Consider the following 23,203-nt stretch of genomic DNA (forward strand, 5'->3'; position numbering starts at 1 on the left):
GCGCAGCTTTTGCGCGCGAAGGCAGGAGAACATTGATGACACCGGTTACGGACGACATGGTCGAGACATTCCAGCGCGATGGTGTCGTGTTGATCAAGGGACTCTGGAAGGACTGGGTCGATGTGATCCGCGCGGGGATCGAACGGAACCTGGCCGAACCCGGCCCCCATGCCGCGGAAAATCTGAAGCCGGGCGAGGGCGGGCGCTTTTTCGACGACTACTGCAACTGGACCCGTATTCCCGAGTTCCGCGAGGTGATCGAAGGGTCCGACGTGGCAGAGGTCGCGGCACGCCTGATGCGGTCTGACATCGTGCAGGTGTTTCACGACCACGTCCTGGTGAAGGAGCCCGGAACCTCGAAGCCGACGCCCTGGCATCAGGACGGGCCTTATTACTTCGTGAAGGGAAGCCAGACGATCAGTTTCTGGTCGCCGCTTGACCCTGTCACGGACGCGACGCTGCGCTGTGTCGCGGGATCGCACCGGTGGGCGAAGGAGGTCTTGCCGAAACGCTGGCTTGCCGAGACCGACTTCTATCCCGACCCCGATGCCTACATGCCCGTGCCTGACCCCGATGCCGAGGGCCTGAATGTCCGCGAATGGTCCATGGAGCCGGGCGACGCGGTGGCCTTCGACTATCAGACGCTTCACGGCGCGCGCGGCAACAATTCGACGACGCGGCGGCGGGCGTTTTCACTGCGGCTGGTCGGGCGCGACGCGCATTACGTCGAACGGCCGGGGCGAACGTCGCCGCCATTTCCGGGCCACGGCATGCAACCCGGAGAGCGCCTCAGGGAAGACTGGTTCCCCTATCTGAGGCGGGGCACGGTCTGACGCGACCTGCCCGCAGCGGACGTGTTGCAGCGGGAGAAACCTGTCCTGGCCGGACGCAGGAAGCCTGTTGTTTCAAGGCAACAAGACCAAATGGTTAACGGACTGGGCTATCGGCGGATTGTTGCTGCCGACCGGTTGGTCTACTCTTGCCACCAGTCAAATCCGACGCCACCAGCGTGATCGGAGAGGACGTGCGGCGGGCATGGATCCGCAGGCCAACAAACAACTTTGAGGCAGGAAAATGAAGATTGTGACGTCTGTGACCGCGGCGTTGATCGCGGCGCTTCCCGGTGTCGCGCTTGCGCAGGACATTTCGGGGGCCTTCACCCTCGGCTACGCCGACTCTGACATTTCGGACGTGAACGCCGACCTGAACACGACAACGATCGACGGACGGGTCGAAGTCGGATTCGCCAATGGCCTCACCTTCGGGGCCCGTTATGACCGTGTCGACACCTCGATCGACGGGGTCCCCTTCGACATCACCGGCGATGCGATCGGCCTTGACCTTGGCTACGGCTTTGGAAACGGCTTCGGGGTCGGCGCCTACTGGGAAGATGCAGAGATCGGCATCGACGACACGCCGCTCAGCATCTCGGCCCGCTCCTACGGCGTCAGCGCGAGCTACGAGACCCACGGTCTTGAAGTCGGCGGTTTCTACGGCCGCAAGAGCACCGACCCCGATCTGGGGCTGGACTTCAAGGACTACGGCCTGACGATGGGCTACGAGGCCAACGATCAGCTTTCGATCGGCGGCAACATCATGCGCACTCGGATCTCGGCGGGTGGCGAGTCGGTCGATCTGGACATGGTCGGACTGGCCGGAAGCTATTCGATCAACGATCAGTGGACCGCCTTCGGCGGCGTGAGCCGCACCTCCGTCGATCTCGCGGATCTGGACATCACCACGTTCGGGCTGGGCGTCAGCTACGATCTGTCCGCAATGTCGTCGTTCGGTGGCATCGCGTCGCTGGAACTCGCGCGCACGAACCTTGATCTGGGCGGTTCGGACGGGTCGATCGACTCGGTTCGCATCGGCTTCACGATCCCGTTCGGCGCGAAAGCGAACAAGGTTCCGCTGAACAGCGTGGCGGATTCTGTCATGAACCCGACCCATGCGGTCCTGTCGTCGACGGTCCTGTCGGCGTTCTGATCGCTACCGATCCAAGGCAAAGGGCCGGAGGGAAACCTCCGGCCCTTTCCGTTTGGAGGTGGTCATCGCACGCGGCACTATCCCGCCACGCCACGATACCAGGCAACGATCTTCGCGCGTTCCTCGGGTTCGATGTAGGATACGTTGGCCGGCGGCATGGCATGGCTGAGACCGGCCTGCACATAGATTTGCCGCGCCCAGTTCGCGATCTGCGCCGGGGTTTCCAGGATGACGCCTTTGGGAGCCCAATGGACCCCGTCATAGACAGGCTCGGCCGCGTGGCACATCGAGCAGCGCCCAAGGACGATGTCCGACACCTCCTCAAAGTCCTCGGCCTGTGCGAACTTCTGCGCAACAGGGGTCAGTTGCACCTGTTCGCTGTCCTCGGCGCGGAACATGGGCGCCGTGGAGAGCCAGGCAACGATCAGGAACAGCACGACCGTTGCCGCCCAGGTCCAGGTCGGGCTGCCCTTGCGGGCGTGGCGCGTGTTGAACCAGTGCCGGATCGTGACGCCCATCAGGAAGACAAGGCTGGCGATGATCCAGTTGTAATCCGTGGCGAAGGCCAGCGGATAGTGGTTCGAAAGCATCATGAAGATGACCGGCAGCGTCAGGTAGTTGTTGTGGGTCGAGCGCAGCTTGGCGATCTTGCCGTACTTCGGGTCGGGGGTGCGGCCCTCGATCAGGTCAGCGACCACGATCTTCTGGTTGGGGATGATGACCATGAAGACGTTGGCCGACATGATCGTCGCGGTGATCGCCCCCAGATGCAGCAGCGCTGCGCGCCCGGTGAAGACCTGCGTATAGAACCAGGCCAGCGCGACGAGGATCAGGTACAGCAGCACCATCAGCGCCGTCGGGTTTTCTCCCAGTCGCGACTTGCAGAGCTGGTCATAAAGCAGCCAGCCCGCCGCAAGCGAGGCTAGCGATATGCCGACCGCCTGCCAGACCGGGATGTCCAGGACATTGGGATCGACCAGGTACAGGTCTGCGCCCAGGTAGTAGACAAGGCAGAGCAGCGCGAAGCCCGACAGCCAGGTCGCGTAGCTTTCCCATTTGAACCAGATCAGGTCCGCGGGCATCTTTTCGGGCGCGACCAGGTATTTCTGGATGTGGTAGAAACCTCCGCCGTGCACCTGCCATTCCTCGCCATCTGCGCCGGTGGCCAGGTTGCGGTCCCGGTGCAGACCCAGGTCAAGCGCGATGAAGTAGAAGCTTGATCCGATCCAGGCGATCGCGGTGATGACGTGCAGCCAGCGCACGGCGAATTCGAGCCATTCACCCAAGACGATGAAGTCGTACATGCCAGGTCCCTCCGCGGCGTTTCGCTTTAAGCTATACCCAAAGAGATCTTCCTGATAATCCTTTGAATGCCGCAGAACTTTCAATGATACGCAAAGAATGCGGCGGGAGGGCCGGGATGTCCTATGTCAACAACCTCAAGATGTTCGTGCGGGTCTACGAACTGGGCAACATGAGCGCGGCGGCACGCGATCAGCGCACATCGCCCGCCGTGGCCTCGGCCCGGATCGCGGATCTGGAAAAACACCTTGGAATCCGGCTGTTCAACCGCACGACCCGCCGGCTGAAGCCGACCGAAAACGGCCGCATGTTCTACGAGGGCGCGCGCAAGGTCCTCGATGCGATCGACGAGGCCGAGGCGGCGGTCATGACCTCGACCCAGAATCTGCGCGGCACGATCTTTGTCGCGGCCCCCCTTGGCGTCGGCCGCCGGTTCATCGCACCGCATGTTCCCGCCTTCAAGGACGAATACCCCCAGATCGACGTGCGGCTGCGGCTGTCGGACCGGACGATCGACATCGTGAGCGAAGGGCTGGACATGGCCTTTCACCTTGGCATGCTTGAGGACAGCACGCTCAAGATGCGCCTGGTAGCCGACTGTCCGCGCATCCTGTGCGCGTCTCCCTCTTACGTCGCGCGGCGCGGCAGTCCTGCGGATGGCGATGCTCTTATCCGTGACGGCCACGCCTGTCTCAACCTGCGCTTCCCCGGCGCGCGCGAATTCCAGTGGACATTGGTCACGCCCGAAGGGCCACGCCGCTACGACGTCGCCGGCCCGTTCGAGACAGATGACGGCGACGTTCTGACCGGCTGGGCGCTGGACGGCCGCGGGATCATCCTCAAGCCGATATTCGAGGTGGCGGAACATCTGCGGCTGGGTCATCTGGTTCCGGTGGCGCAGGCGACCCCGCCCTTGCCGGTGCAAATGAGCTGCCTGACGCAGCACCGCCGGCTGCGCGATCCCAAGATACGCGCCTTCACCGATTTCATCATCGCCCGTTGCAAAACCGACCTGGGCCGCGCGATGCAGGGGCTTGAGCTGCCGCGCTAGCAAGATTGCCAGTGCGCGGCGGCCGTCAGTTCCGAAGCCCGAAACGGTTCATCTTGTCGTTCAGCGTGCGGCGGGGCAGTCCAAGCGCCCGTGCCGCCAGTTCGGTGTTGCCCCTGAAGCGTTCGAGCGCGGCGCGGATCTCTCGCGCCTCGAATCCGGCCACGCGTTCGGCCAGCGTCCCCGGCGCAAGCGGCGCCGCATCCGCGCCGACCGGGATCGCGCGCCCGATCCCCAACGCGAACGCCTCTGCCGCGGCCTTCAGTTCCCGCACGTTTCCCGGCCAGGAATGACCCAGCAGGGCGCGCCGTTCCGCGAAGCCCAGATCCTGAAGCCCGCGCCCGTAGCGGCGCGCCGCAAGCCGGGCGTAATGCGTGAATATCAGTATGATGTCCTGACCCATCGCGCGAAGCGGCTCGGTGGCGATGTCGGCCCCCGCGAGCCGCCAGTAAAGGTCCGACCGGAACCCGCCGTTGCGCACCATCGTGGGCAGATCGCTTTTCGATGTGGTGACGACGCGCAGATCCAGCGGCCGAAGCCGGTTTTCGCCCAGACGCTCGACCTGCCGTTCCTGCAGCGCACGCAAGAGCTTCGACTGGTGCGGCGCGGGCATCGCCTCGATCTCGTCCAGCACGAGCGTACCGCCGCTTGCGGCCTCTAGCTTGCCGATCTTGTCCGCCACCGCGCCCGGAAAGGCCCCGGCGGCATGGCCGAACATCTCGATCTCGAACAGGGCGTCGGGCAGGGCGGCGCAGTTTACCGCCACATAGGGCCCGTCAGAGCGCGGACCCTGGGCGTGAACCGCGCGGGCGACAAGTTCCTTGCCGGTTCCGGTTTCGCCGGTGATCACCACATCGACGTCAAGCGGCGCCAGCGCGGCGATGCGTTTGCGAAGCGCGTCCATCGCGGCGCTTTCGCCCAGGATCGTATCGGCTTCACGCGCCTGGACAAGCGTCTGAAGCCGAAGCAGTTCGCGCCGTGCCGCGCCGGTTTCCAATGCGCGTGCCAGCACGGCAAGCAGATGCGCCGCATCGTAGGGCTTTTCCAAAAAGTCCTCGGCCCCGGCCCGCATGGCGCGAACGGCGTGTTGCACGTCGCCGTGGCCGGTCAGCATGATCACGGGCATGGTGTGACCCCGCGCGCGCAGGGCCGCCATCAGCGCCATGCCGTCAAGTCCGGGCATCCTGAGGTCGGTGATAACGGCATCGGGCGCGGCCTGGTCCGCGGCGGCCAAGGCTTCCTTCCCCGATGACAGCCCGATGGCGTCATGGCCAGCCGCCCCGACCAGGTCGGCAAGCGCGGACAGGTGATCGGTGTCGTCGTCAACCACGTGAACAAGCGCCCGTTTGCCCGTCATTCCGCCGCCTCCGTTCCGCTGGCGTTCATCGGTGGCAGGCGGACGGTCACCTCGGTTCCGCGGCCGGGGTGCGAGCGTATCTCCATCCTGCCTCCGAACTCCTCGATGATCGAGCGGGAGATCGAGAGGCCAAGCCCCAGCCCCTCTCCGCCTGTCTTGGTCGAATAGAACGGCTCCCACACCTGGGACATGCGGTCCTCGTGGATGCCGTGTCCCGTGTCGACGACCGACAGTGACGGGCCGGGGCCAAGCCGCACCTCTACGCTGCCGCCGCCATCCGCCACAGCGTCAAGCGCATTCAGAAGCAGGTTGACGCAGACCTGTTCCATCCGCACGGGACCGACGCGCGCCTCGACCGGTCCGTCGGCGCCCGTGATCTCGGGGGTGACGCCAAGCGTGCGCGCGCGCGGTGCCACGATCTCGATGGCGTTTGCCGCGATCTGGCGCAGGTCGGCGATTTCGGTCGTCGAGGGCGCGCGGCGGCTGAAGGATTTCAGGTTCTTCACCGTGCGCTGCATCCTGCGGATCAGTCCACGGGCGGTCTCGATGCGCGGGCCGGTGCGCGTATCCTCGGGTGGCAGGGTCATCCCTGCCGCGGCCAGCGTCGCCTCCAGCGCGGCAAGGGGCTGGCTTACCTCATGGACGATCGCAGCCGACATGCGGCCAAGCGCCGCCATCTTCGCGGACTGGATCAGACTGTCCTGCGCGGCGCGCAGGTCCGCTTCGGTACGCTTTCGGGCCTCGACCTCGCGGCCCAGATCCGCGGTGCGTTCGGCCACCTGCGCCTCAAGCATCGCCGATTGCCGCAGCCGCAACTGCGTCAGCTCGTGCCGCTGGCGCCAGATCTTGACCGTCCCGGTCAGAAGCGCAGCGACAAGGGCCGCGGCCGCGGCCCATAGCCGGGCCGAGGCGTGCACGGGCGCAAGCGGGGCCGCGGCCAGCAGCGTCCAGCCTTCGCGCGACATGGGCGCGCTGCGCAGCCGCATCGGGGCGCCAAGCGCATCGTGAATGACACCGGCGGACAGGAGCGCGCCAGCCGCTTCCAGGTCGACGCCATCGTATGTCCGCGCCGTCTTCAGGGATTGAAGCGCCTCGGCCGGCAGCGGCGACAGGGGGCGGTAAAGCCAATCATCGATCCCGGACAGGAAGATCACCCCGTCGCGGTCTGCCACGGCGGTCGCAAGTTCGGCGCTTCGCCAGGTGTCCTCAAGCGCCTGAAGCTCGATCTTCACCACCAGTACACCCGTGGCACCCGTCGGTGCGTCGACGCGCAGGGACTGGAAATACCCAGCCCGGCGGGTGGTCGCGCCGATGCCGTAGTAGGTTCCCCGGCCCAGGGCGAGGGCAAGCTTGAAATAGGGACGGAAGTCATAGCGCTGGCCAACGAAGCTTTCGGCGCTGTTCCAGTTCGACGCGGCGATCGTGAGCCCCCGGTCGTCCATGAGGTAAAGCTGATCCGCGCCTGTATGCCGGGCGATCGTTTCCAGGTACCGGTTGGCGGTGTCGATGGTCCCGGCGTCGCCCGGTGCTTCGACCGCGGCCTGGATCCGTGCATCCTGCGCCGCGACGTCGGGCAACGACCGGAGCCGTTCGATCTCGGTCTCGACCGCGCGCGATGACAGAATGAGGGATCGGTCAAGCTGCGCGTCCAGATCGGCCAGCAGCACGCGCTCGGCCATGGCGTAGACGATCAGGGCAGCGGCAAATCCGACCGCGGCAAGCAACGCAAGCGCACGCAAGCCGGTCATGTCGGGTGGGCCTGCCGGCGGCGCGGGCCTGGTCGCTGTGGTGCGGTGTTCATCCATGCAGAAGGACCCAGATCCCCGCGTCTTGCAACAAGAAGAAACGGTTCAGGACCCGGCGCAAGGCGCAAGCAGCAGGGCCGTTCCTGGCGTGCCACCAAGTTCGTGGCAGTCGCCCCCTGAACAAAGCCGCCAGCCCGCACCCGTGGCGCCCGAAGCCGCCAGAGCGAGCTCCTGCTGAGGCGGAAGGTCCGGCGTCCAGACCCACCAGCCGTCCTGCAGAACCGCGCCGTCCCCCGGCTCCATCCCGGCGCCGGAACCTTTCACCATGGCTTTGTCCAGATGAAATGCGCCCTCGGTGATCCGCCACTCCTCCCGCCAAAGCGTCTTTTCGACCGAATGTGTCCATTCCAGCGAAAAGACCGGCGATGGCAGCGACAGCAAAAGCGCGCCGACCGCCAGGCAGGTGCTCATGCCGACTGTTCCTTGCGTCGGGACAGCCACATGCGGGCCACAAAAAGCACGAAAAGCGCAAGGCCGATTTCGTCCGTCAGGGGCAGGGCCGCGATCAGCGTGAAGGCCGCGACCATAGCCAGCGCGCGTTCCCACGGCGCAAGCGGGCGGCCCAGCCAGCCGATCACCGCCGCGCCCCAGAGGCCGATCGAGATCACGGCCTTTGCCACGACATAGGCGACGGCGGGCGCGAAACCCACCGCCTCGGCCAGCGCGCCGCCGGGTTGCAGCATCAGCGCCGGCGTGTAGACGGCCATGAAGGGAATGACGAAGCCCGCCGCCGCGATCTTGATCGCGTTGAGCGAGATCTTCAGGCCGTTTTCCTTGGCGATCGGCGCGGCCGCGAAGCAGGCCAGCGCCACGGGCGGTGTCAGGTCGGCAAGGATGCCGAAGTAGAAGACGAACATGTGGCTGACAATCAGCGGCACGCCCAGTCCCAGCAGCGCGGGCCCGGCGATCGACGAAGTGATGATGTAGTTCGGGATCGTCGGGATGCCCATTCCAAGCACGATGCAGGTGAGCATGGTCAGCACCAGCGACAGGAACAGCGACTTGTCCCCAACGCTGACGATGAACTGGCCGAAGGTGTTCGCGGCGCCGGTCAGCGTCATGGTGCCGATGATCACACCGACCAGCGCGCAGGCGACGCCGACCGGGATCGCGGTGCGTGCGCCGTCGGCCAGGCTGTCGCGGCACAGGATCAGCGTTTCCCGGCCGCCTTTCGAAAAGGCGTTCCACGCCACCAGACCCGCGACCGCAAGAGCGGCGATACCGATCCCGTATTGGAGCGACGATGCAGCCAGAAGCCCGAGGCCGATCCAGAAGACGATGCGCAGCCAGCCCTGTGGCAACCCAAGCGCGGCGGATGCGCCAAGGATCAGCACCAGCGTCAGCGCGAGTCCCGTGGTGCCCGCGAAAAGCGGCGTGTAGCCGGAAAAAAGCAGGTAGACGAGTGCTGCGAGGGGGAACAGAAGGTGCCAGCCCTCCTTGACCGCGCGCAGGGGCGAGGGCAGGTCCGCGCGCGACAGGCCCGTGAGGCCGGCGCGCCCCGCCTCAAGGTGAACCATCCAGAACGCCGAGCCGAAATAGAGGATCGCCGGGATGACGGCGGCCGTGACGACCTCGACATAATCGACACCCAGGGTCTCCGCCATGATGAAGGCGACCGCGCCCATGACCGGCGGCATCAGCTGTCCGCCCATCGAGGCCGTGCTTTCGACGCCCCCCGCGAAGGCGGACCGGTAGCCGAACCGCTTCATCAGCGGGATCGTGAATTGACCGGTGGTGACCACGTTGGCGACGCCAGAACCCGAGATCGTGCCCATCAGCCCCGAGGACAGCACCGCGACCTTGGCCGGTCCGCCGATCTTGTGGCCGACAAGCCCCATCGAGACATCAGTGAACAGCTTGATCATCCCCGCCTTTTCCAGAAACGCGCCGAACAGGATGAACAGGAAGATGTAGGTCGAGGAGACATAGACGGGGATCCCATAGATCCCCTCGGTCCCATAGGCCATGTGGTCGACGATCTGCGCAAAGTCGTAGCCGCGGTGGTTCAGCGGCGAGGGCAGGTGCTGGCCGAACAGGCAGTAGGCAAGGAAGGCGCCAGCGATGATCGGCAGCGCAGGTCCCATCAGGATCCACGCGGCGGCGAAGACAAGCATCAGCGCCAGGACCCCAACGACGATGTCGCGGCCAAGGGGATCGCCCGCGCGCATGAGCAGCGGGACGTATTCCCACCACTGGTAGCCCGCGACGAATACCGCACCCATGGCCGCAACCCAGGCGATCGTGGTCAGCACGGGGCCGCGCTTGCGGACGAGGGTGATCAGCGGAAACGCCAGAAGCCCCAGGAAGCCGACGTGGATGGCCCGCGTCACCTGGCTTGGCATGTCGATGAAATGCGCGGCGGTCGCGATCTGAAAGACGGAAAAGGCGACGGCGATCCAGAAAAGCAGCCTTCCCTGAGATCCCTTGGGGAAGCCCGCCGCAAGCGGATCGTGCATGGCGCTGTCAAGCGCCGCTTCGCGCGCGTCTGGCTCTTTCTGCATCCGGCGTCCTCCCCGAAACCGAAAGCGGCGGACGCGCCGGCCGGCGCGCCCGCCCGAAGTGATGCCTGTCTTAAATCAGGCCGGCTTCCTTGTAGTAGCGTTCCGCCCCGGGATGGAGCGGGATCGGCATGCCCGAGGTTGCCCCCTCCAGCGAGATGCCGCCAGCCGCCTTGTGGGCTGCGACAAGCTCGGGCAGGTTTTCGAACATGAGCTTGGTCATCATGTAGACCGTTTCTTCGGACACGCCTTCGTGGGTGACGAAGAAGTTGCGCACCGCAAGCGTCGGGATGTCTTCGGTCTGGCCCTCGTAGGTCCCGGCGGGAATGGTCGCGGCCTCGTACGGGGCGCCCAGGACATCTGCGATCTCTGCCGGGATCGCGACGATGGTGGTCGGCATCGAGGTCGAGAGATCCTTCAGCGACGCGACGCCCAGGCCCGCGGACTGCAGCGTTCCGTCAAGCTGGCGGTTCTTCATCAGCTCGACCGACTCGGCGAAAGGCAGGTATTCGGTCTTGGCCATGTCGTCGTAGCTCATGCCCGCGGCGGCGAAGATCGCGCGGGCGTTCAGTTCGGTCCCCGACTTCGGCGCGCCGACCGACATGCTCTTGCCCTTGATGTCGGCAAGCGTCTTGATCCCGCTGTCGGCGGATGCCGCGATCTGGATATAGTTCGGATAGGCCGCGGCAACGCCGCGAATGCGATCCAGCGGTTGCGCGAAGCCGACGTCGGCGTTGCCGTCCCACGCGTGCTTGACGCTGTCGCCAAGCGCAAGCGCAAGCTCGCCCTTGGATTGCTGCAGAAGGTTCAGGTTCTCGACACTGGCCTTGGTGGACTGCACCTGCGTGCGCGCGCCTTCGATATTCTCGCCGTAGAGCTTCGACAGCGCAACGCCAAGGGGGTAATAGACCCCGGAGGTCCCGCCGGTCAGGATGTTGATGAATTCGTCGGCCCGCGCCGCCATGGGCAACGATGCGGCTGAAAGCGCAGCGGCCGCGCCGACGCAGAACTTGCGCCGCGTGGTGGTCAGTTCGTTCATGGTGTCCTCCTCCGATAGGCGTACACTGCGTCTGCAGGAACGCTGTGTCCATGAGTTTCGAGCGTAGCGACCAATGCCGTCGCGGCAAGTTTCCTTGCAACGCGTCACAGAAATTCCGGGCGGATCTTCACCAGCGTCGCGGCAGGTTCTTGCCAGCCGCCCCTAGGTCGCCCTCAGGACGACCCGTTCCCGATGCACTGTCAGCTCATCGGTCGCGGCAAGGTGGGCACGCGCGAAGCGATGGCCGTCGTGGACCGCATGGGCGATAAGTCCGGGCGCGCGGGCGTCGCCGATGCGCTCAAGCGAGGAAAGCCCGGCATCCTGCAATGCAGTCCAGAGACCGTCGTGGGGTTCGCGCGATGTCACGGGGACGAAGCCCGCACAGGGTATGGCGAAGGCGCGGCCGGTGTAGACGCAGGACAGCGACGCGCTGCCGGGCAAAAGGCCCGTCACGACGGTGCCTGTCAGGATGCGAACCCCGCGCTCGATCAGTCGCGCCTGAAGGCGCGCTTGTTCGACCGTGTGGGCCGACCACGCGGCGACCTTGCCCTCTGATGTGACGTAGGTCACGTCGGCGCCATCGGCCGCAAGCAGATCGGCCAGGCCCGCGGCCAGATGATACCCTTCGTCGTCAAAGATCACGACGGGTCCGCCGGGCCGTGCGCCGGACAGGATCGCCTCGGGCGTCATCGTCCGCGCGTCGGCGAAACTGGGCGCGCCGCGGGGATTGCTGCGGCCCCGCCCGTCGACTCTCCACCGGCTGCCGGTCGCGACCAGAACGTGGCGCGCGCCGGTTTCAAGCACCGCATCCCTGGTCATCGCTGAGGACAGGAAAAGCTCGACATTCCTGAGGCGTCGGATCTGGTCCACGCGCCAGTCTCGGACCCTTGCCCATTCTGTCAGGCCCGGCAGGCGGCTTTCCATGGTCACGCGGCCGCCCGGCTCGCGGCTGGCTTCGGCCAGCATGACCGGCACTCCGCGCCGTCCGAGCGTCATCGCGGCCTCAAGCCCGGCAGGTCCTGCGCCGATCACCAGCACGGGGTCGGCTTGGCCGACGATGGCCGGGGCGCGTTCGGGGTGCCAGCCTCGGCGCCACTCCTCCCCCATCGTCGGGTTCTGCGTGCAGCGGATCGGCGCGCCCAGCCCATCATGCGCATAACAGATGTTGCAGCCGATGCATTCGCGGATATCTTCAGGCCGCCCTTCCCGGATCTTCACTGGCAAGAAGGGATCGGCGATCGAGGGGCGCGCCGCACCGATGAAGTCCATGATGCCGCGCCGGATCTGGCGCAACATCGTTTCCGGGCTGGTGAACCGCCCGACGCTGACGACAGGCTTGCCCGTCGTTGCGCGGACATGCGCCACGTGATGCTCAAGCGCCGCCTCCTTGACGTAGCGCGATGGTCCCATCTCGATCCCGTAGTCGGGAATGGTTACGTCAAAGACGTCGACCAGCGGCGCGAGGCTGGCAAGAAAGGCTGCCCGTTCCTCGGCGCCGGTTCCGTCTTCGTCCGTCACCTCGATGCGGATGGCGATGGCGCAGCGCTGCCCCACGGCTTCCCTCGTGTCCTCGACAAGTTCTCGCACCAGCCGGGAACGGGCTGCGAAGGTGCCGCCGTAGTCGTCGCCACGCGGGTTGGTTGATGGGTCCAGGAACTGCGTCAGCAGGTAGGTATGCGCGGCATAGACATAGACGACGTCGAAATCGGCATCCCTGGCCCGCAGCGCCGCGGCCCTGTGCCAGTCGCGCAGCGCCCCGATGTCGGCGCGGTCCATACGCCGGCTTTGCCATGGCACGTTTTCGGCCATCATGCTTTCGGGGCCAAGCGGCGCCTCTCGGCTCAGCACGTTGCCGGACCGCCAGCCGCCGTGCCAGAGTTCCACCCCTGCCAACGCGCCATGACGGTGGACCGACTCTGCCATGGCCGCCATGTTCCGGATGTCGCCGTCGTCCCAGAGCGAGGCGTAGGGCGCGGGCGTATCGTCCGAGGTCGGGTGGATGGAACAGTATTCGCTGTTCACCACGCCCCAGCCGCCCTCGGCCTTGACGCCGCGCATCGCGGCCAAAGTCGCAGGCAGCGCATATCCCATCCCGGTGCAGTGCGGCACCTGCCAGAAGCGGTTGGGCGCGGTGACGGGGCCGATCCTGACCGGCGTGAACAGGGTGTCGAAGCGCGGGTCTCGGGCCATGGTATTCCCTGTCTGGGGCGAATCCAGACGCAAGCTAACAATCGGGTCAAAACGCGGCAACGGTTCCGCGCCACAGGGCGACACCCGATTTGACGCAGCGTCAGGGCGCGGACATCATTGATCCGCGTGGCCGCCTTCTGGCAGTTTGCGCGCGCACTGAAGCGGAGGATGCGATGCAAGCGATCGATGACCTGGGACTGAAGAACCTGTCTGTCGAGGCGGACGGCGACGGGATCGCACGGGTCAGCCTGAACCGGCCGGAGAAGCGCAACGCGCTGAATGCCGAAACGGTGGAAGAACTGGTCGCGCTGTTCACGCTCTTGCCGCGCACCAAGGTGCGGGCCGTCGTCCTGCGCGCCGAGGGCACGCATTTCTGTGCCGGGCTCGATCTGGTCGAGCACCACCGCGAGGACCGCAGCCCGGCCGAATTCATGCACATCTGCATGCGCTGGCACGAGGCGTTCAACAAGATGGAATACGGCGGCGTTCCGATCATCGCGGCGCTGAAGGGCGCGGTCGTCGGCGGCGGGCTGGAACTGGCCTCGTCCGCGCATGTCCGTGTGGCCGATACCTCGACCTATTTCGCCCTGCCCGAGGGCCAGAGGGGCCTGTTCACAGGGGGCGGCGCGACGATCCGGGTCGCCGATCTTGTCGGCAAGGCGCGGATGATCGACATGATGCTCACGGGCCGCGTCTACAAGGGCGAAGAGGCGATGTCGGTGGGCCTCTGCCAGTACCTGGTCGAGGATTCCGAGGCCAAGGCGATGGAGCTTGCCCGCGCGGCGGCGCAGAACCCGCCGCTGACGAACTTCGCCATCTGTTCGGCCATCAGCCACATGCAGAACATGTCCGCCCTCGACGCCGCCTATGCCGAGGCCGTCGTGGCCGGCATCGTCAACACCCAGCCCGATTCTCGCGGACGGCTGGAAGCCTTCGCCAACAAGACCGCGGCGCGGGTCCGGCCGGAGTAGGAAGCGCACAGGCAGTCGCGCCGGAGGCGTCCTTGCTGCGCTCACGCGGATGATGGGCAATTGATACCAGAGAAGGACCCAATGCCGCTTGGAGAATAATCCCTTGCCTTCCGCCGTGGCATGGGATCTGCATGCGGCAAAGGTCCCGCATGAACCCGCTTTTCGGCATATCGCTCAAGGTCTGTTCCGTCGCCGTCTTCATGGCGATGGCCTCGCTCATCAAGTCGACCGAGGGGGCCGTGCCGGCGGGCGAGGTCGTGTTCTTCCGCTCGGCCTTCGCGATCCCCGTGATCATTGTCTGGCTGATGTGGCGAGGCCAACTGCGCGAGGGTTTGCATACAGCCAATCCCCTGGGCCATGTCTGGCGCGGGCTGTGCGGGACGATGGCGATGGGCCTTGGCTTTGCCGCGCTCGCGCTTTTGCCCTTGCCCGAGGTCACGGCGCTTGGCTACGCCGCGCCGCTTCTTACCGTCATATTCGCCGCCATGTTCCTGGGCGAAGAGGTGCGGATCTTTCGCATCGCGACCGTGGCGATGGGGCTTGTCGGGGTGCTGATCATCCTGTCGCCGCGACTATCGGGGGTGTCGGACAGCGCGATCGACAATGGCGAGGCGTTCGGCGCGATGCTTGTCCTGACCAGCGCCGTGTTTTCGGCGCTGGCGCAGGTCTTCATCCGAAAGCTGGTGGTGGGTGAAAAGGTCACGGCGATCGTTTTCTATTTCTCCCTAACGGCCACGGTGATTTCGCTTGTGACTCTGCCGTTCGGATGGGTCGTCCCCACCGGTGGCACGGCGGCGATCCTGATCCTGGCGGGGCTGCTGGGTGGGGTAGGGCAGGTGCTCTTGACCTCGTCCTATCGCCATGCGCCCGCGTCGGTGATCGCGCCGTTCGAATACGCCTCGATGGTGCTGGCACTGATCGTCGGATACTTTGTCTTCTCCGAGGTGCCGACACTTGTCGTGCTGGCAGGCGCGGCGATCGTCGTGGCGGCGGGCATACTGATCATCTGGCGCGAACGCCAGCTTGGGCTGGAACGTGCCAGGCAGCGCCAGTCCATGACCCCGCAGGGTTGAGCGCCGGGGCCATCCGGCCTAGCTTACCGGGCCAGTCCTGATGCCGGAAACAAGATGAAACGCCTTGCCCTGGTTCTAGCCACCGTCCTGTTCCCGCCCGGTTCGGCCTTTGCCGCGCAGTGCGAACCGACCGGCGCCGCCCGGTCGGAACTGCGCGCGGTCCTTGATGCCGTCAACGCGCATCGCAAGTCCGAAGGGCGGAAGCCGCTTGAACGCGACGCGCGGATCGATAAGGCGGCGCAGGGGCAAGCATGTGACATGGCGGCGCGGGGCAAGCTCACGCATGACGGCAACGGCGGGCCGAAACGCCGCATGAAGAAGGACGGCTGCAACGCGCGCCTGACAGGCGAGGCGATCGCAATGGGCCAGCGCAACGCCGGAGAGGTCGTGGCGTCATGGATGCAGTCGCCGCCGCACCGCAAGATCCTGCTTCTGCCCAATGCGCGGGTCGCCGGTCTTGGGCTGGCGCCTGGCGGCAAGGACGGTCGTCCGTACTGGGTGCTTGACGTGGCCGATGGTTGCTAGACGCGCAGGTCTAGGCGGCAGTATCCAGCCAGATCGTGACCGGACCCTGGTTGACCAGTTCGACGTCCATGTCCGCTCCGAATTCGCCATTCGCAACCGTGATACCAAGTGCCCTCAGGCGATCGGAGAAATAGTTGTAAAGCCGTTCGCCCTCGTCCGGGGGCGCCGCTGTCGAAAAGCCGGGACGGTTTCCGCGAGAGGTATCGGCGGCCAGGGTGAACTGGCTGACGACCAGCGCGCTGCCGCCGGCATCGGACAGCGAGAGGTTCATCTTGTCGGCATCGTCCTTGAAGATCCGCAGCTTGCTGATCTTCTGCGCCAGGCGGTCGGCCTCGGCTTCCGTGTCGCCCTGCATGGCGCAGATGAGGATCATCAGGCCCGCCCCGATCTCGCCGGTCGTGCGGCCCGCAACGGTGACCCGGGCGCGGGACACCCGCTGGACAAGTGCGCGCATCAGTCGATCTCCTTCCGCCATGGAGGGTTCGCGCCCGCGCGCGAAACGGTTACGGCCGCCGCAGCGATACCAAGATCGAGCGCGGCGTCAAGCAACGCCGGTTCGGGCGCGGCCAGCCTGTCCCGAGAAAGGGCGCCGGCTTCGTGCAGGGCCGCCAGCACCCCCGCGTTGAACGTGTCGCCCGCGCCCACGGTGTCCGCGACCGCGACCCTGCGCGCGGGGCGGAAGCGCGTGTCCCGCGTCGTGAAGGCGTGGGCGCCCATTGCCCCTTCGGTCACGAAGACGACCTTGGGGCCAAGCGACAGCAACCGTCCGGCCAGCGAGGCAATGTCGCCAGGGCCGAAGATCCAGCGCAGATCCTCGTCCGAAACCTTGACGATGTCCGCTGCTGCCAGCATGCGTTCGATCCGGGCGCGATAAAGGCCCTGATCCATGATGAAGCCGGGGCGTATGTTGGGGTCGATCATGGTCACGCGCGCGGGTGCCTCGCGCAGCATGAGCGCTTCATAGGCAGAACCACAGGGTTCCGAAACCAGGCTGATCCCGCCAAAAAACAGGGTAGAGACGCCCGAGGGAATCTCTGGCAGCGACTGGGGCGACAGCATGCGCCCGGCGGTGGCTTCGTCGTAGAAGGCGTAACTTGCCTGCCCGTCATGAAGCTGGACAAACGCAAGTGTCGTGGGCTGGCCGGAGCGTGGACAAAGATCGAAGCCCACGTTTGAAAGGCTCAGTGCGTCTGACAGCATGTCGCCGAAAAGATCCGTCGAGAGACCGGCGAAGAAGCCTGCGGGCGTGCCCAGACGCCCGAGCGCGATAGCGGTGTTGAAGACCGCGCCTCCGGGATGGGGCGCGAACGCGCGCTCGCCCTCGCGGCTTTCGCGCGGCAGCATGTCTATCAGCGCCTCTCCGCAGCACAGGATCATCCGGACCTCCCATTGATGGCGTACTTCCTACCGGGTGGTTGCGCTATCATCAATGTTATTTGATGCGCATCATGGCGTCATCGCGGCTCTGCCGTAGAAGGACCTGATTGCGACCGAACGGAAAGGAGCCTGCCATGGTCGAGAAATCACTTGCCGGTTCATTCTCGCCGTCCGTCTACGAGCCTCTGCGCAGCCTTGGCGCGCGTGTGGCCGATTGGCTTGCGCCTGCCTCCGAAGCCTCGTCCGACGACAACACCTACCGCATTGCCATCGAGCTTCCGGGCGTGGCCGAGGAGGATATCGAAGTGACCGCCGACCAGGGCATGGTCACGGTGCGGGGTGAAAAGCGGACCTCGCGCGAGGAAAAGGGCGAAACGTGGTATTTCAACGAACGTCAGTTCGGCAGTTTCAGCAGGAGCTTTCGCCTGCCGGCCGATGCCGACGGGTCAAGGATCGAAGCGCATCTGAAGGACGGTGTCCTGACGGTTCTCGTGCCCAAGCGCGACACGGAAGCCGGCGCAGGCGCCCGCAAGATTCCGATCGGGCGCGGATAGGCGTCAGGGCAGGGCGGCGATGACCTCGCCACCCACGAGTTCGGCAGCGATCTGGTTGATCGTGGGCGACGCCTCAGCCAGCGTCATGCCCGGTTGCAGGCGGTTGTCGTAAAGGATCTTCAGCATGAGTTCGTCCTGCCGCGTGAGCGTGGCAAATTCATCGTTGTCGTTGAAGATCGAGGGACGTGCCTTGGGACTGTCGTTGATCAGGCCAAGCCCCTGGGCGATCTCTTCGTGGAAGCACGACAGCCGCAGCAGGTCGGGCAGCTCGCCGCGGATCACGGCAAGCGCGCGGATGTAGGTGCTGTTTCCCGAGGGCGAAAAGCTGAAGACCGTGCAGTAGGTGTCCGGGCTCATGTCCACCGCCGATGCTGCCGCCTCGGGGGCCATCCTGGGCGCGATCTCCAGCAGGTGTTGGCCGGCCTGGCGCCGTTCATCCTCGTTCAGGACCAGCACGGTGAAGTTCGGGGCAAAGCCGGTCATTCGGATCGGCAGGCCGGTCAGATCGCTTAGCCGTGAAAGGTACCCGGCGATGCTTGCCCGGTCCATCGCACGTTGTTCGGCGGGAATGGAGCCACCGAATTCGACCTCGACCCTGACGGAGCTCTGCCACCGGTGCAGGGTACTTTCCCGAGGGCGCGGAACCAGCTTGCCGTTTTCGCGCTGGAACTCATCAAAGAATGCGATGCGCTCGAAGTTCCGTGCCAGGTCGTCGGCATCGAAGGGGGTGTCCGTCCCGCCGCCGTCGGTCCTGAGTTGCCCGCGCGCAAGTGCCGCGGTTTCTATCCGCTGGTAGTAGGCGCGGGCGGCCAGGCTGTCCTCCGACAAGGGGGTCACCTGGGGTTCCGGAGGCGGAGTGTCCACCGATGTCGGATTGGCTACGCCCAGCGGGGCGCCGGCCAAATCGCAGCCGGCGACGGTCAGCGCCGTCATCAGCGTCGCGGCAAGCCAAGCGCCGCGCGCCTTTGTCTGCCCGATTGATCCGGCCAATCCAAACCCCGTTTTTTGGCCCACAGTGCCACGCGGGCTGCTTTCGGCCAAGCCCAAAGCTTTGGGCGCGCGGCGTCCGGGCTCAGTCGTCCTTCTTCGGGCCTCGCCGCGGAGTGCTGCCGCGCGGTTGGCGCGGCTTGGGTGCGCTCTCTGCCCGGTCAGAGCGCGGCTTCTTGTAGTCGGGGCGCGGCTCCCGGTCACGAGGGGCGTCGGACCAGGGCTTGCGCGGACCGCGTGCGGAGTCGCCGCCGGGCTTTCCTTCCCACTTCGGTTTGCCGGACGCTCCCTCGGACCCGCCGGACCTTTGCCATGGGCGCGACTGGTCAGAGCGACCCTCGGACCCGCCCTGACGATCGGCGCGCGGCTTCCAGCCGGACTGGCCCGTGTCGCCGTCGCGCGGCCCCTTGGCCCGGTACGGGCGGTTTTCGCGGTCGCCGTCGTTGCGCGGGGCGCTGCCCTTGTCGAAGCGGGGCTTGCGCGGAGCGTCACCCTCGGCGCGGGGCGTGCGGGGCTTGCGGTCGGGCCGGTCTGCGAACGAACGGCCGCTGTCACCGTCGCGCGGTTCCTTGGCCCGGTACGGGCGGTTTTCGCGGTCGCCGTCGTTGCGCGGGGCGCTGCCCTTGTCGAAGCGGGGCTTGCGCGGGGCGTCACCCTCGGCGCGGGGCGTGCGGGGCTTGCGGTCGGGCCGGTCTGCGAACGAACGGCCGCTGTCACCGTCGCGCGGTCCGGCGCTGCGAGCGAAGGACTTGCCCCGAGCGGACGAAGTCCGATCATCGCCGCGCCGTTCAGGCGCGGGGCCACGTCTCGCGCCGGCGCGTCCGCCCTGTGTCCGCTCTCCCGAGCCATCGCCGCCATCCGTGCCCGCGAGCCCGTCGAACAACGACCCAAGCTGCTCGCGCAGCACCTTGCGCTTCACTTCGATGACCTCGCCCGGCTTCATCTGGTTCAGGCGGAACGGGCCGTAGCTGACGCGTATCAGCCGGTTCACGATCAGGTTGACCTCGGTCATGGCACGGCGGATTTCGCGGTTCTTGCCTTCGCGCAGACCGACGGTCAGCCAGGCGTTCGCGCCCTGCTGCTTGTCCAGCGTGATCTCCATGGGCAGGAACTCCTCCCCCTCGATGGTCACGCCGCGGCGCAGGGGATCGAAGGTCATGTCGTTCGGCCGGCCGTTGACGCGCACGCGGTACTTTCGCAGCCAGCCGGTCGAAGGCAGCTCGAGCCTGCGCTTGAGTTCGCCGTCGTTGGTCAGAAGCAGAAGTCCTTCGGAGTTCAGGTCGAGCCGGCCGACACTCATAACCCGGGGCAAGCCGTCGGGCAGGGTGTCGAAAACCGTCTGGCGGCCCTTTTCGTCCTTTTCCGAGGTCACGAGACCCAGTGGCTTGTAGTAAAGCCAGACGCGCGCGGGTTGGGGCGCGTCGATGGGCTGGCCGTCGAGCGTCACCTTGTCGCTGGCCAGAACGTCCAGCGCGGGGCTTGTCACCGGCTTGCCGTTCACCTTGACCCGGCCTTCCAGGATCATCCGTTCCGCATCCCGGCGCGAGGCGACACCGGACCGGGCCATTACCTTGGCGATGCGTTCGCCCTGTTTCGCGTCTTCGGTCATCGGCTGGCCCTTTCGGCACGGGGGGTAGACGGGTGGAGGAATCGAAAGGCACCCCTTACCGCTGATTCGGTCAAACTGAAAGCAGTTGCACATATGGCCCTTCACGCGGCATGACGATCCCATGGTCGGATTTCGTACCCATATGGAGCGGGCGCTGGAGCAGGCGCGGGCGGCGGGGCTTCGCGGAGAGGTGCCGGTCGGTGCGGTCGTGGTCGCGCCCAACGGGCGGGTCGTCGCCGCGGCTGGCAACCGCACGCGCGAGCTTTGCGATCCCACTGCGCATGCGGAGATCCTGGTCCTTCGCGCCGCCTGCGCTGCGGCTGGCTCAGAGCGGCTGTCGGGGCACGACCTTTATGTCACGCTCGAACCCTGCCCGATGTGCGCTGCCGCGATTTCCTTCGCGCGGATTGCCCGGGTCTATTACGGGGCGGACGATCCGAAGTCAGGCGGCGTCGCGCATGGGGCGCGGGTCTTCGCCCATCCGCAATGCCACCACGCCCCAGAGGTCTACGATGGCATCGGCGCGACCGAGGCGTCGCGCCTTTTGCGGGATTTCTTCGCCGAACGCCGAGATGGCCAGGCTTGACCGCAGCTGACGAACGGAGGGAACCATGCCCCAAGCGTTGCCCGAAAGATCCAGGATCTACGGCGGCCGGCTGACGGACTCGACGATCTGGGATCGGTTCCAGCTTCGGCCGGACGACGTGTTCGTGGTGACCCCGCCCAAGTGCGGCACCACCTGGACCCAGGCCATCCTGCTGATGCTGATCCATGGCAGCATCGGCATGGACAAGGTGCTGGACGAGGTTTCGCTATGGCTTGATTGCGGATTTCGCGATGTCGACGAGCGCGCGGCAATGCTGGCGGCTCAACCGCACCGGCGATGCATCAAGTCGCATACGCCCTTCGACGGCATTCCCTATGACCCGTCCTGCACCTATTTCGCGGTCTACCGGCATCCGCTGGACGTGCACTTCTCGATGCGGCGCTTCGCGCTGTCGATGAACGTCGATCTGATGAACGACCGCTTTCCCGACGATGTTGCGGAAGGCTTCCGGATGTATCTGGACGACAGGTCGAAGGATGGCGGCAACGACGACATGACGCTTGATTCCATCACCTATCATTACCAGTCCTTCCGGCGGTGGGCGCATCTGCCCAACGTTCATCTTGTGCACTACGCCGACCTTCAGCGGGATCTGAGGGGGCAGGTCCAGCGGCTGGCCGGGATCATCGGCTGCGAGCATCCCGAAAGCTTCATCGATGCGGTGGTGGAGGGGGCGCGCTTCGACACGATGAAGCGCAACGCGCGCGAGACCGTCCGCGAAAAGGGCTCGGTGCTGGACGACCCCGCATCGTTCTTTGCGAGCGGGACGAGCAACAAGTGGGAACGGCATCTCACGCCGGATCAGGTCGCCTGCTACGACCGGCGCGTGAGGGAGCTTCTGCCCGAACAGGATCTGCGTTGGCTGGAATGGGGCTCTGCCGCCTGACTGCGCCATTGTGTCGCAGGCGGCACATACAATCCGGAATCTGCCATCGGTACAATTGCGCGCTTTGTAGCGGCGCGCGACCGGCTAATGTGCCTGCATCCCGCAACCCCGAGACAGGAGGGCGCATCATGACTGTATACGGCTATGCCTTGCGCCAGCGAGCGGGAAATCTTCGCCTGTCCGGCGCTCTGGGCATCCGCGCGTTGCGCTGACCCCCAATCCTGCCGGTCCTTGATGGCCGGTCTTTCCAAAACCCGAACCTAGCAGCCGGACGACACGCTACGGGCCTCGGCCCTGCGTCTGTCCCCGGTCCTTATCCCCCCAACCATGGGGCCGTCCGCCATTGCGGCGTCGGCCCAGGAGACGATTGTGAGCATGGAATTGAAAGCCGATGAACACCACTTTCCAGCTGCCGATCTGGGCGCGCTGGTCGACCTGCACGGACCCGTTCGGGTCATTTTGGCGCTTGCCGTGGCTCTGTTGCGCCGAATGCGCCGGCCGCCCCAGGTCGATGCCGACCATCTTCCGGCCTGGCTGCGCCGCGACGTGGGTCTGAACTGGGATCCGCCAAGGCCGCGGCCTTGGGACCTTCGGCTGTGATCCGCAAGGGGTCGGCTGGGAAGGGCCCCCCGCCACGGGCTTCGGTCACAGCGTGATCGGCACCAGAACGTCGGGCTCGATCACATCGACCCCCGGAAGCCCTGCCGCCAGCGTCTCCGCGCTTTGCTCAAGCGCGGGGAAGGTGCGGTAGTGGCAGGGGATCACAGTCTTGAAGTCGAAGAACCTCTTGGCAGCGAAGGCGGCGGCCTTCATGTCCATCGTGTAGAACCCGCCGGCGCACAGAATGCCGATGTCTGGGCGGTAGTATTCGCCCATCCAGCCCATGTCGGCCATTATGTCGGTGTCACCGGAAACGTAGATGGTGTGGCCCTCACCCGCGATCATGTAGCCGGATTCGTGGCCCGCGTAGATCGGTCCCTCCTCGCCGCCGATGGATGAGGAATGGCAGGCGTTGACCATGGTCACGTTGGCGCCGTTCAGGTCTGCTGTCCCGCCCTTGTTGTAGCCTATGGTGGAAATGCCGTGCTTGCCTTCCCACCAGTTCATCAGGTCGTAGATGCCGACGACCGGGATCGAAAGTTCCTGCGCGATGGAAACGGCATCGCCGGTGTGATCGCCGTGGCCGTGCGTGATCAGCACATGCGTTGCGCCGGTGATCGCTTCTGCGCGCTTGTCGGCGGGGAACATTGGGTTGCCAGTCAGCCAGGGGTCGACAAGGATGACGGCGTCCTCGATCTCGATGCGGAAGCCGGAATGGCCCAGCCATGTGATCTTCATTCACTCCTCCTTTGCCTGCGGCCTGGTTCAAGGCTAGGGGCGCCGGGCCCA

At 65.8% G+C, this 23,203-nt stretch carries 22 protein-coding genes; 10 read left to right on the plus strand and 12 right to left on the minus strand.

Annotated features, from left to right (window positions below; all coding sequences use genetic code 11):
* Positions 1-35 precede the first annotated feature (35 nt).
* Both OEW28_RS05460 and OEW28_RS05465 read left to right on the plus strand, forming a co-directional pair.
* Positions 36-833, plus strand: a complete 798-nt coding sequence (locus OEW28_RS05460) for a phytanoyl-CoA dioxygenase family protein (protein WP_263733692.1) — start codon at positions 36-38, stop codon at positions 831-833.
* A gap of 241 nt (positions 834-1,074) precedes the next feature.
* Positions 1,075-1,986, plus strand: a complete 912-nt coding sequence (locus tag OEW28_RS05465) for a porin (protein ID WP_263733693.1) — start codon at positions 1,075-1,077, stop codon at positions 1,984-1,986.
* Positions 1,987-2,063: 77 nt separating this feature from the next.
* On the opposite strand, the gene OEW28_RS05470 is transcribed toward OEW28_RS05465, so the two are convergent.
* Positions 2,064-3,290: a urate hydroxylase PuuD gene (locus OEW28_RS05470; protein ID WP_263733694.1), complete on the minus strand. Its 1,227-nt coding sequence runs from the start codon at positions 3,288-3,290 to the stop codon at positions 2,064-2,066.
* Between the two features lie 116 nt (positions 3,291-3,406).
* On the opposite strand from OEW28_RS05470, the gene OEW28_RS05475 reads away from it, so the two are divergent.
* Positions 3,407-4,339 carry a LysR family transcriptional regulator gene (locus OEW28_RS05475; RefSeq protein ID WP_263733695.1) on the plus strand — a complete coding sequence of 311 codons (933 nt, stop codon included), beginning with the start codon at positions 3,407-3,409 and terminating at the stop codon, positions 4,337-4,339.
* A 25-nt stretch (positions 4,340-4,364) separates the two neighbouring features.
* Here the strand turns inward: OEW28_RS05475 and OEW28_RS05480 are convergent, their stop codons facing one another.
* From OEW28_RS05480 to OEW28_RS05505, 6 genes are all read right to left on the minus strand, one after another.
* Positions 4,365-5,693 carry a sigma-54-dependent transcriptional regulator gene (locus OEW28_RS05480; RefSeq protein ID WP_263733696.1) on the minus strand — a complete coding sequence of 443 codons (1,329 nt, stop codon included), beginning with the start codon at positions 5,691-5,693 and terminating at the stop codon, positions 4,365-4,367.
* Entirely contained in the window at positions 5,690-7,441 is a 1,752-nt protein-coding gene (locus OEW28_RS05485) for a sensor histidine kinase (RefSeq protein ID WP_263733697.1), read from the minus strand. Before OEW28_RS05485 ends, OEW28_RS05480 begins: the two co-directional genes overlap by 4 nt.
* 102 nt (positions 7,442-7,543) lie before the next feature.
* The gene (locus OEW28_RS05490; protein WP_263733698.1) at positions 7,544-7,909 is read right to left on the minus strand and encodes a DUF1850 domain-containing protein; all 366 of its coding nucleotides are present in this window, start codon (positions 7,907-7,909) and stop codon (positions 7,544-7,546) included.
* Positions 7,906-9,999 (minus strand): TRAP transporter permease, encoded by a 2,094-nt coding sequence (locus OEW28_RS05495; RefSeq protein WP_412174776.1) that lies wholly within the window; start codon positions 9,997-9,999, stop codon positions 7,906-7,908. Before OEW28_RS05495 ends, OEW28_RS05490 begins: the two co-directional genes overlap by 4 nt.
* Before the next feature lie 70 nt (positions 10,000-10,069).
* Entirely contained in the window at positions 10,070-11,035 is a 966-nt protein-coding gene (locus OEW28_RS05500; RefSeq protein ID WP_263733699.1) for a TAXI family TRAP transporter solute-binding subunit, read from the minus strand.
* Between the two features lie 162 nt (positions 11,036-11,197).
* Positions 11,198-13,225, minus strand: a complete 2,028-nt coding sequence (locus OEW28_RS05505) for an oxidoreductase (protein ID WP_263733700.1) — start codon at positions 13,223-13,225, stop codon at positions 11,198-11,200.
* Positions 13,226-13,398: 173 nt separating this feature from the next.
* Between OEW28_RS05505 and OEW28_RS05510 the strand changes: the two genes are divergently transcribed.
* The 3 genes from OEW28_RS05510 to OEW28_RS05520 all read left to right on the plus strand — a co-directional run bounded on the left by OEW28_RS05510 (position 13,399) and on the right by OEW28_RS05520 (position 15,794).
* A complete protein-coding gene (locus OEW28_RS05510) occupies positions 13,399-14,196 on the plus strand; it encodes a crotonase/enoyl-CoA hydratase family protein (RefSeq protein ID WP_263733701.1) in 798 nt (265 codons plus the stop codon).
* 149 nt (positions 14,197-14,345) lie between these two features.
* Positions 14,346-15,269 carry a DMT family transporter gene (locus OEW28_RS05515; protein WP_263733702.1) on the plus strand — a complete coding sequence of 308 codons (924 nt, stop codon included), beginning with the start codon at positions 14,346-14,348 and terminating at the stop codon, positions 15,267-15,269.
* Positions 15,270-15,323: 54 nt separating this feature from the next.
* Positions 15,324-15,794, plus strand: a complete 471-nt coding sequence (locus OEW28_RS05520) for a CAP domain-containing protein (protein ID WP_263733703.1) — start codon at positions 15,324-15,326, stop codon at positions 15,792-15,794.
* Positions 15,795-15,804: 10 nt separating this feature from the next.
* Here OEW28_RS05520 and dtd read toward each other — a convergent pair whose 3' ends face one another.
* Positions 15,805-16,248: a D-aminoacyl-tRNA deacylase gene (gene dtd / locus OEW28_RS05525; RefSeq protein ID WP_263733704.1), complete on the minus strand. Its 444-nt coding sequence runs from the start codon at positions 16,246-16,248 to the stop codon at positions 15,805-15,807.
* Positions 16,248-17,171, minus strand: coding sequence for a carbohydrate kinase family protein (locus OEW28_RS05530; protein ID WP_263733705.1), 924 nt, complete (start codon positions 17,169-17,171; stop codon positions 16,248-16,250). Before OEW28_RS05530 ends, dtd begins: the two co-directional genes overlap by 1 nt.
* Before the next feature lie 134 nt (positions 17,172-17,305).
* On the opposite strand from OEW28_RS05530, the gene OEW28_RS05535 reads away from it, so the two are divergent.
* Positions 17,306-17,725 (plus strand): Hsp20/alpha crystallin family protein, encoded by a 420-nt coding sequence (locus tag OEW28_RS05535; protein WP_263733706.1) that lies wholly within the window; start codon positions 17,306-17,308, stop codon positions 17,723-17,725.
* Positions 17,726-17,728: 3 nt separating this feature from the next.
* Here the strand turns inward: OEW28_RS05535 and OEW28_RS05540 are convergent, their stop codons facing one another.
* Together OEW28_RS05540 and OEW28_RS05545 are read right to left on the minus strand one after the other, a co-directional pair.
* Entirely contained in the window at positions 17,729-18,658 is a 930-nt protein-coding gene (locus tag OEW28_RS05540) for a DUF2927 domain-containing protein (protein WP_263733707.1), read from the minus strand.
* A gap of 139 nt (positions 18,659-18,797) precedes the next feature.
* Positions 18,798-20,321 carry a pseudouridine synthase gene (locus OEW28_RS05545; protein WP_263733708.1) on the minus strand — a complete coding sequence of 508 codons (1,524 nt, stop codon included), beginning with the start codon at positions 20,319-20,321 and terminating at the stop codon, positions 18,798-18,800.
* A gap of 121 nt (positions 20,322-20,442) precedes the next feature.
* Between OEW28_RS05545 and OEW28_RS05550 the strand changes: the two genes are divergently transcribed.
* The 3 genes from OEW28_RS05550 (at position 20,443) to OEW28_RS05560 (ending at position 22,414) form a co-directional block, all read left to right on the plus strand.
* Positions 20,443-20,907: a nucleoside deaminase gene (locus OEW28_RS05550; RefSeq protein WP_263733709.1), complete on the plus strand. Its 465-nt coding sequence runs from the start codon at positions 20,443-20,445 to the stop codon at positions 20,905-20,907.
* Between the two features lie 25 nt (positions 20,908-20,932).
* A complete protein-coding gene (locus OEW28_RS05555; RefSeq protein WP_263733710.1) occupies positions 20,933-21,814 on the plus strand; it encodes a sulfotransferase domain-containing protein in 882 nt (293 codons plus the stop codon).
* Positions 21,815-22,189: 375 nt separating this feature from the next.
* Entirely contained in the window at positions 22,190-22,414 is a 225-nt protein-coding gene (locus OEW28_RS05560) for a hypothetical protein (RefSeq protein ID WP_263733711.1), read from the plus strand.
* A gap of 45 nt (positions 22,415-22,459) precedes the next feature.
* On the opposite strand, the gene OEW28_RS05565 is transcribed toward OEW28_RS05560, so the two are convergent.
* Positions 22,460-23,152 (minus strand): metal-dependent hydrolase, encoded by a 693-nt coding sequence (locus OEW28_RS05565; RefSeq protein ID WP_263733712.1) that lies wholly within the window; start codon positions 23,150-23,152, stop codon positions 22,460-22,462.
* Positions 23,153-23,203: the final 51 nt, after the last annotated feature.

This window comes from Albidovulum marisflavi (assembly GCF_025751435.1).
Taxonomy (GTDB): Bacteria; Pseudomonadota; Alphaproteobacteria; order Rhodobacterales; family Rhodobacteraceae; genus Albidovulum; species Albidovulum marisflavi.

Bases quoted from the DNA above. Each gene is read 5' to 3' on its own strand.
- OEW28_RS05555 (WP_263733710.1), top strand. From the start codon at position 20,933: ATGCCCCAAGCGTTGCCCGAAAGATCCAGGATCTACGGCGGCCGGCTG.
- OEW28_RS05485 (WP_263733697.1), bottom strand. From the start codon at position 7,441: ATGACCGGCTTGCGTGCGCTTGCGTTGCTTGCCGCGGTCGGATTTGCC.
- OEW28_RS05470 (WP_263733694.1), bottom strand. From the start codon at position 3,290: ATGTACGACTTCATCGTCTTGGGTGAATGGCTCGAATTCGCCGTGCGC.
- OEW28_RS05515 (WP_263733702.1), top strand. From the start codon at position 14,346: ATGAACCCGCTTTTCGGCATATCGCTCAAGGTCTGTTCCGTCGCCGTC.
- OEW28_RS05545 (WP_263733708.1), bottom strand. From the start codon at position 20,321: ATGACCGAAGACGCGAAACAGGGCGAACGCATCGCCAAGGTAATGGCC.
- OEW28_RS05540 (WP_263733707.1), bottom strand. From the start codon at position 18,658: ATGACGGCGCTGACCGTCGCCGGCTGCGATTTGGCCGGCGCCCCGCTG.
- OEW28_RS05480 (WP_263733696.1), bottom strand. From the start codon at position 5,693: ATGACGGGCAAACGGGCGCTTGTTCACGTGGTTGACGACGACACCGAT.
- OEW28_RS05560 (WP_263733711.1), top strand. From the start codon at position 22,190: ATGGAATTGAAAGCCGATGAACACCACTTTCCAGCTGCCGATCTGGGC.
- OEW28_RS05565 (WP_263733712.1), bottom strand. From the start codon at position 23,152: ATGAAGATCACATGGCTGGGCCATTCCGGCTTCCGCATCGAGATCGAG.
- dtd (WP_263733704.1), bottom strand. From the start codon at position 16,248: ATGCGCGCACTTGTCCAGCGGGTGTCCCGCGCCCGGGTCACCGTTGCG.
- OEW28_RS05465 (WP_263733693.1), top strand. From the start codon at position 1,075: ATGAAGATTGTGACGTCTGTGACCGCGGCGTTGATCGCGGCGCTTCCC.
- OEW28_RS05490 (WP_263733698.1), bottom strand. From the start codon at position 7,909: ATGAGCACCTGCCTGGCGGTCGGCGCGCTTTTGCTGTCGCTGCCATCG.
- OEW28_RS05510 (WP_263733701.1), top strand. From the start codon at position 13,399: ATGCAAGCGATCGATGACCTGGGACTGAAGAACCTGTCTGTCGAGGCG.
- OEW28_RS05520 (WP_263733703.1), top strand. From the start codon at position 15,324: ATGAAACGCCTTGCCCTGGTTCTAGCCACCGTCCTGTTCCCGCCCGGT.
- OEW28_RS05460 (WP_263733692.1), top strand. From the start codon at position 36: ATGACACCGGTTACGGACGACATGGTCGAGACATTCCAGCGCGATGGT.
- OEW28_RS05530 (WP_263733705.1), bottom strand. From the start codon at position 17,171: ATGATCCTGTGCTGCGGAGAGGCGCTGATAGACATGCTGCCGCGCGAA.
- OEW28_RS05475 (WP_263733695.1), top strand. From the start codon at position 3,407: ATGTCCTATGTCAACAACCTCAAGATGTTCGTGCGGGTCTACGAACTG.
- OEW28_RS05550 (WP_263733709.1), top strand. From the start codon at position 20,443: ATGGTCGGATTTCGTACCCATATGGAGCGGGCGCTGGAGCAGGCGCGG.
- OEW28_RS05495 (WP_412174776.1), bottom strand. From the start codon at position 9,999: ATGCAGAAAGAGCCAGACGCGCGCGAAGCGGCGCTTGACAGCGCCATG.
- OEW28_RS05535 (WP_263733706.1), top strand. From the start codon at position 17,306: ATGGTCGAGAAATCACTTGCCGGTTCATTCTCGCCGTCCGTCTACGAG.
- OEW28_RS05505 (WP_263733700.1), bottom strand. From the start codon at position 13,225: ATGGCCCGAGACCCGCGCTTCGACACCCTGTTCACGCCGGTCAGGATC.
- OEW28_RS05500 (WP_263733699.1), bottom strand. From the start codon at position 11,035: ATGAACGAACTGACCACCACGCGGCGCAAGTTCTGCGTCGGCGCGGCC.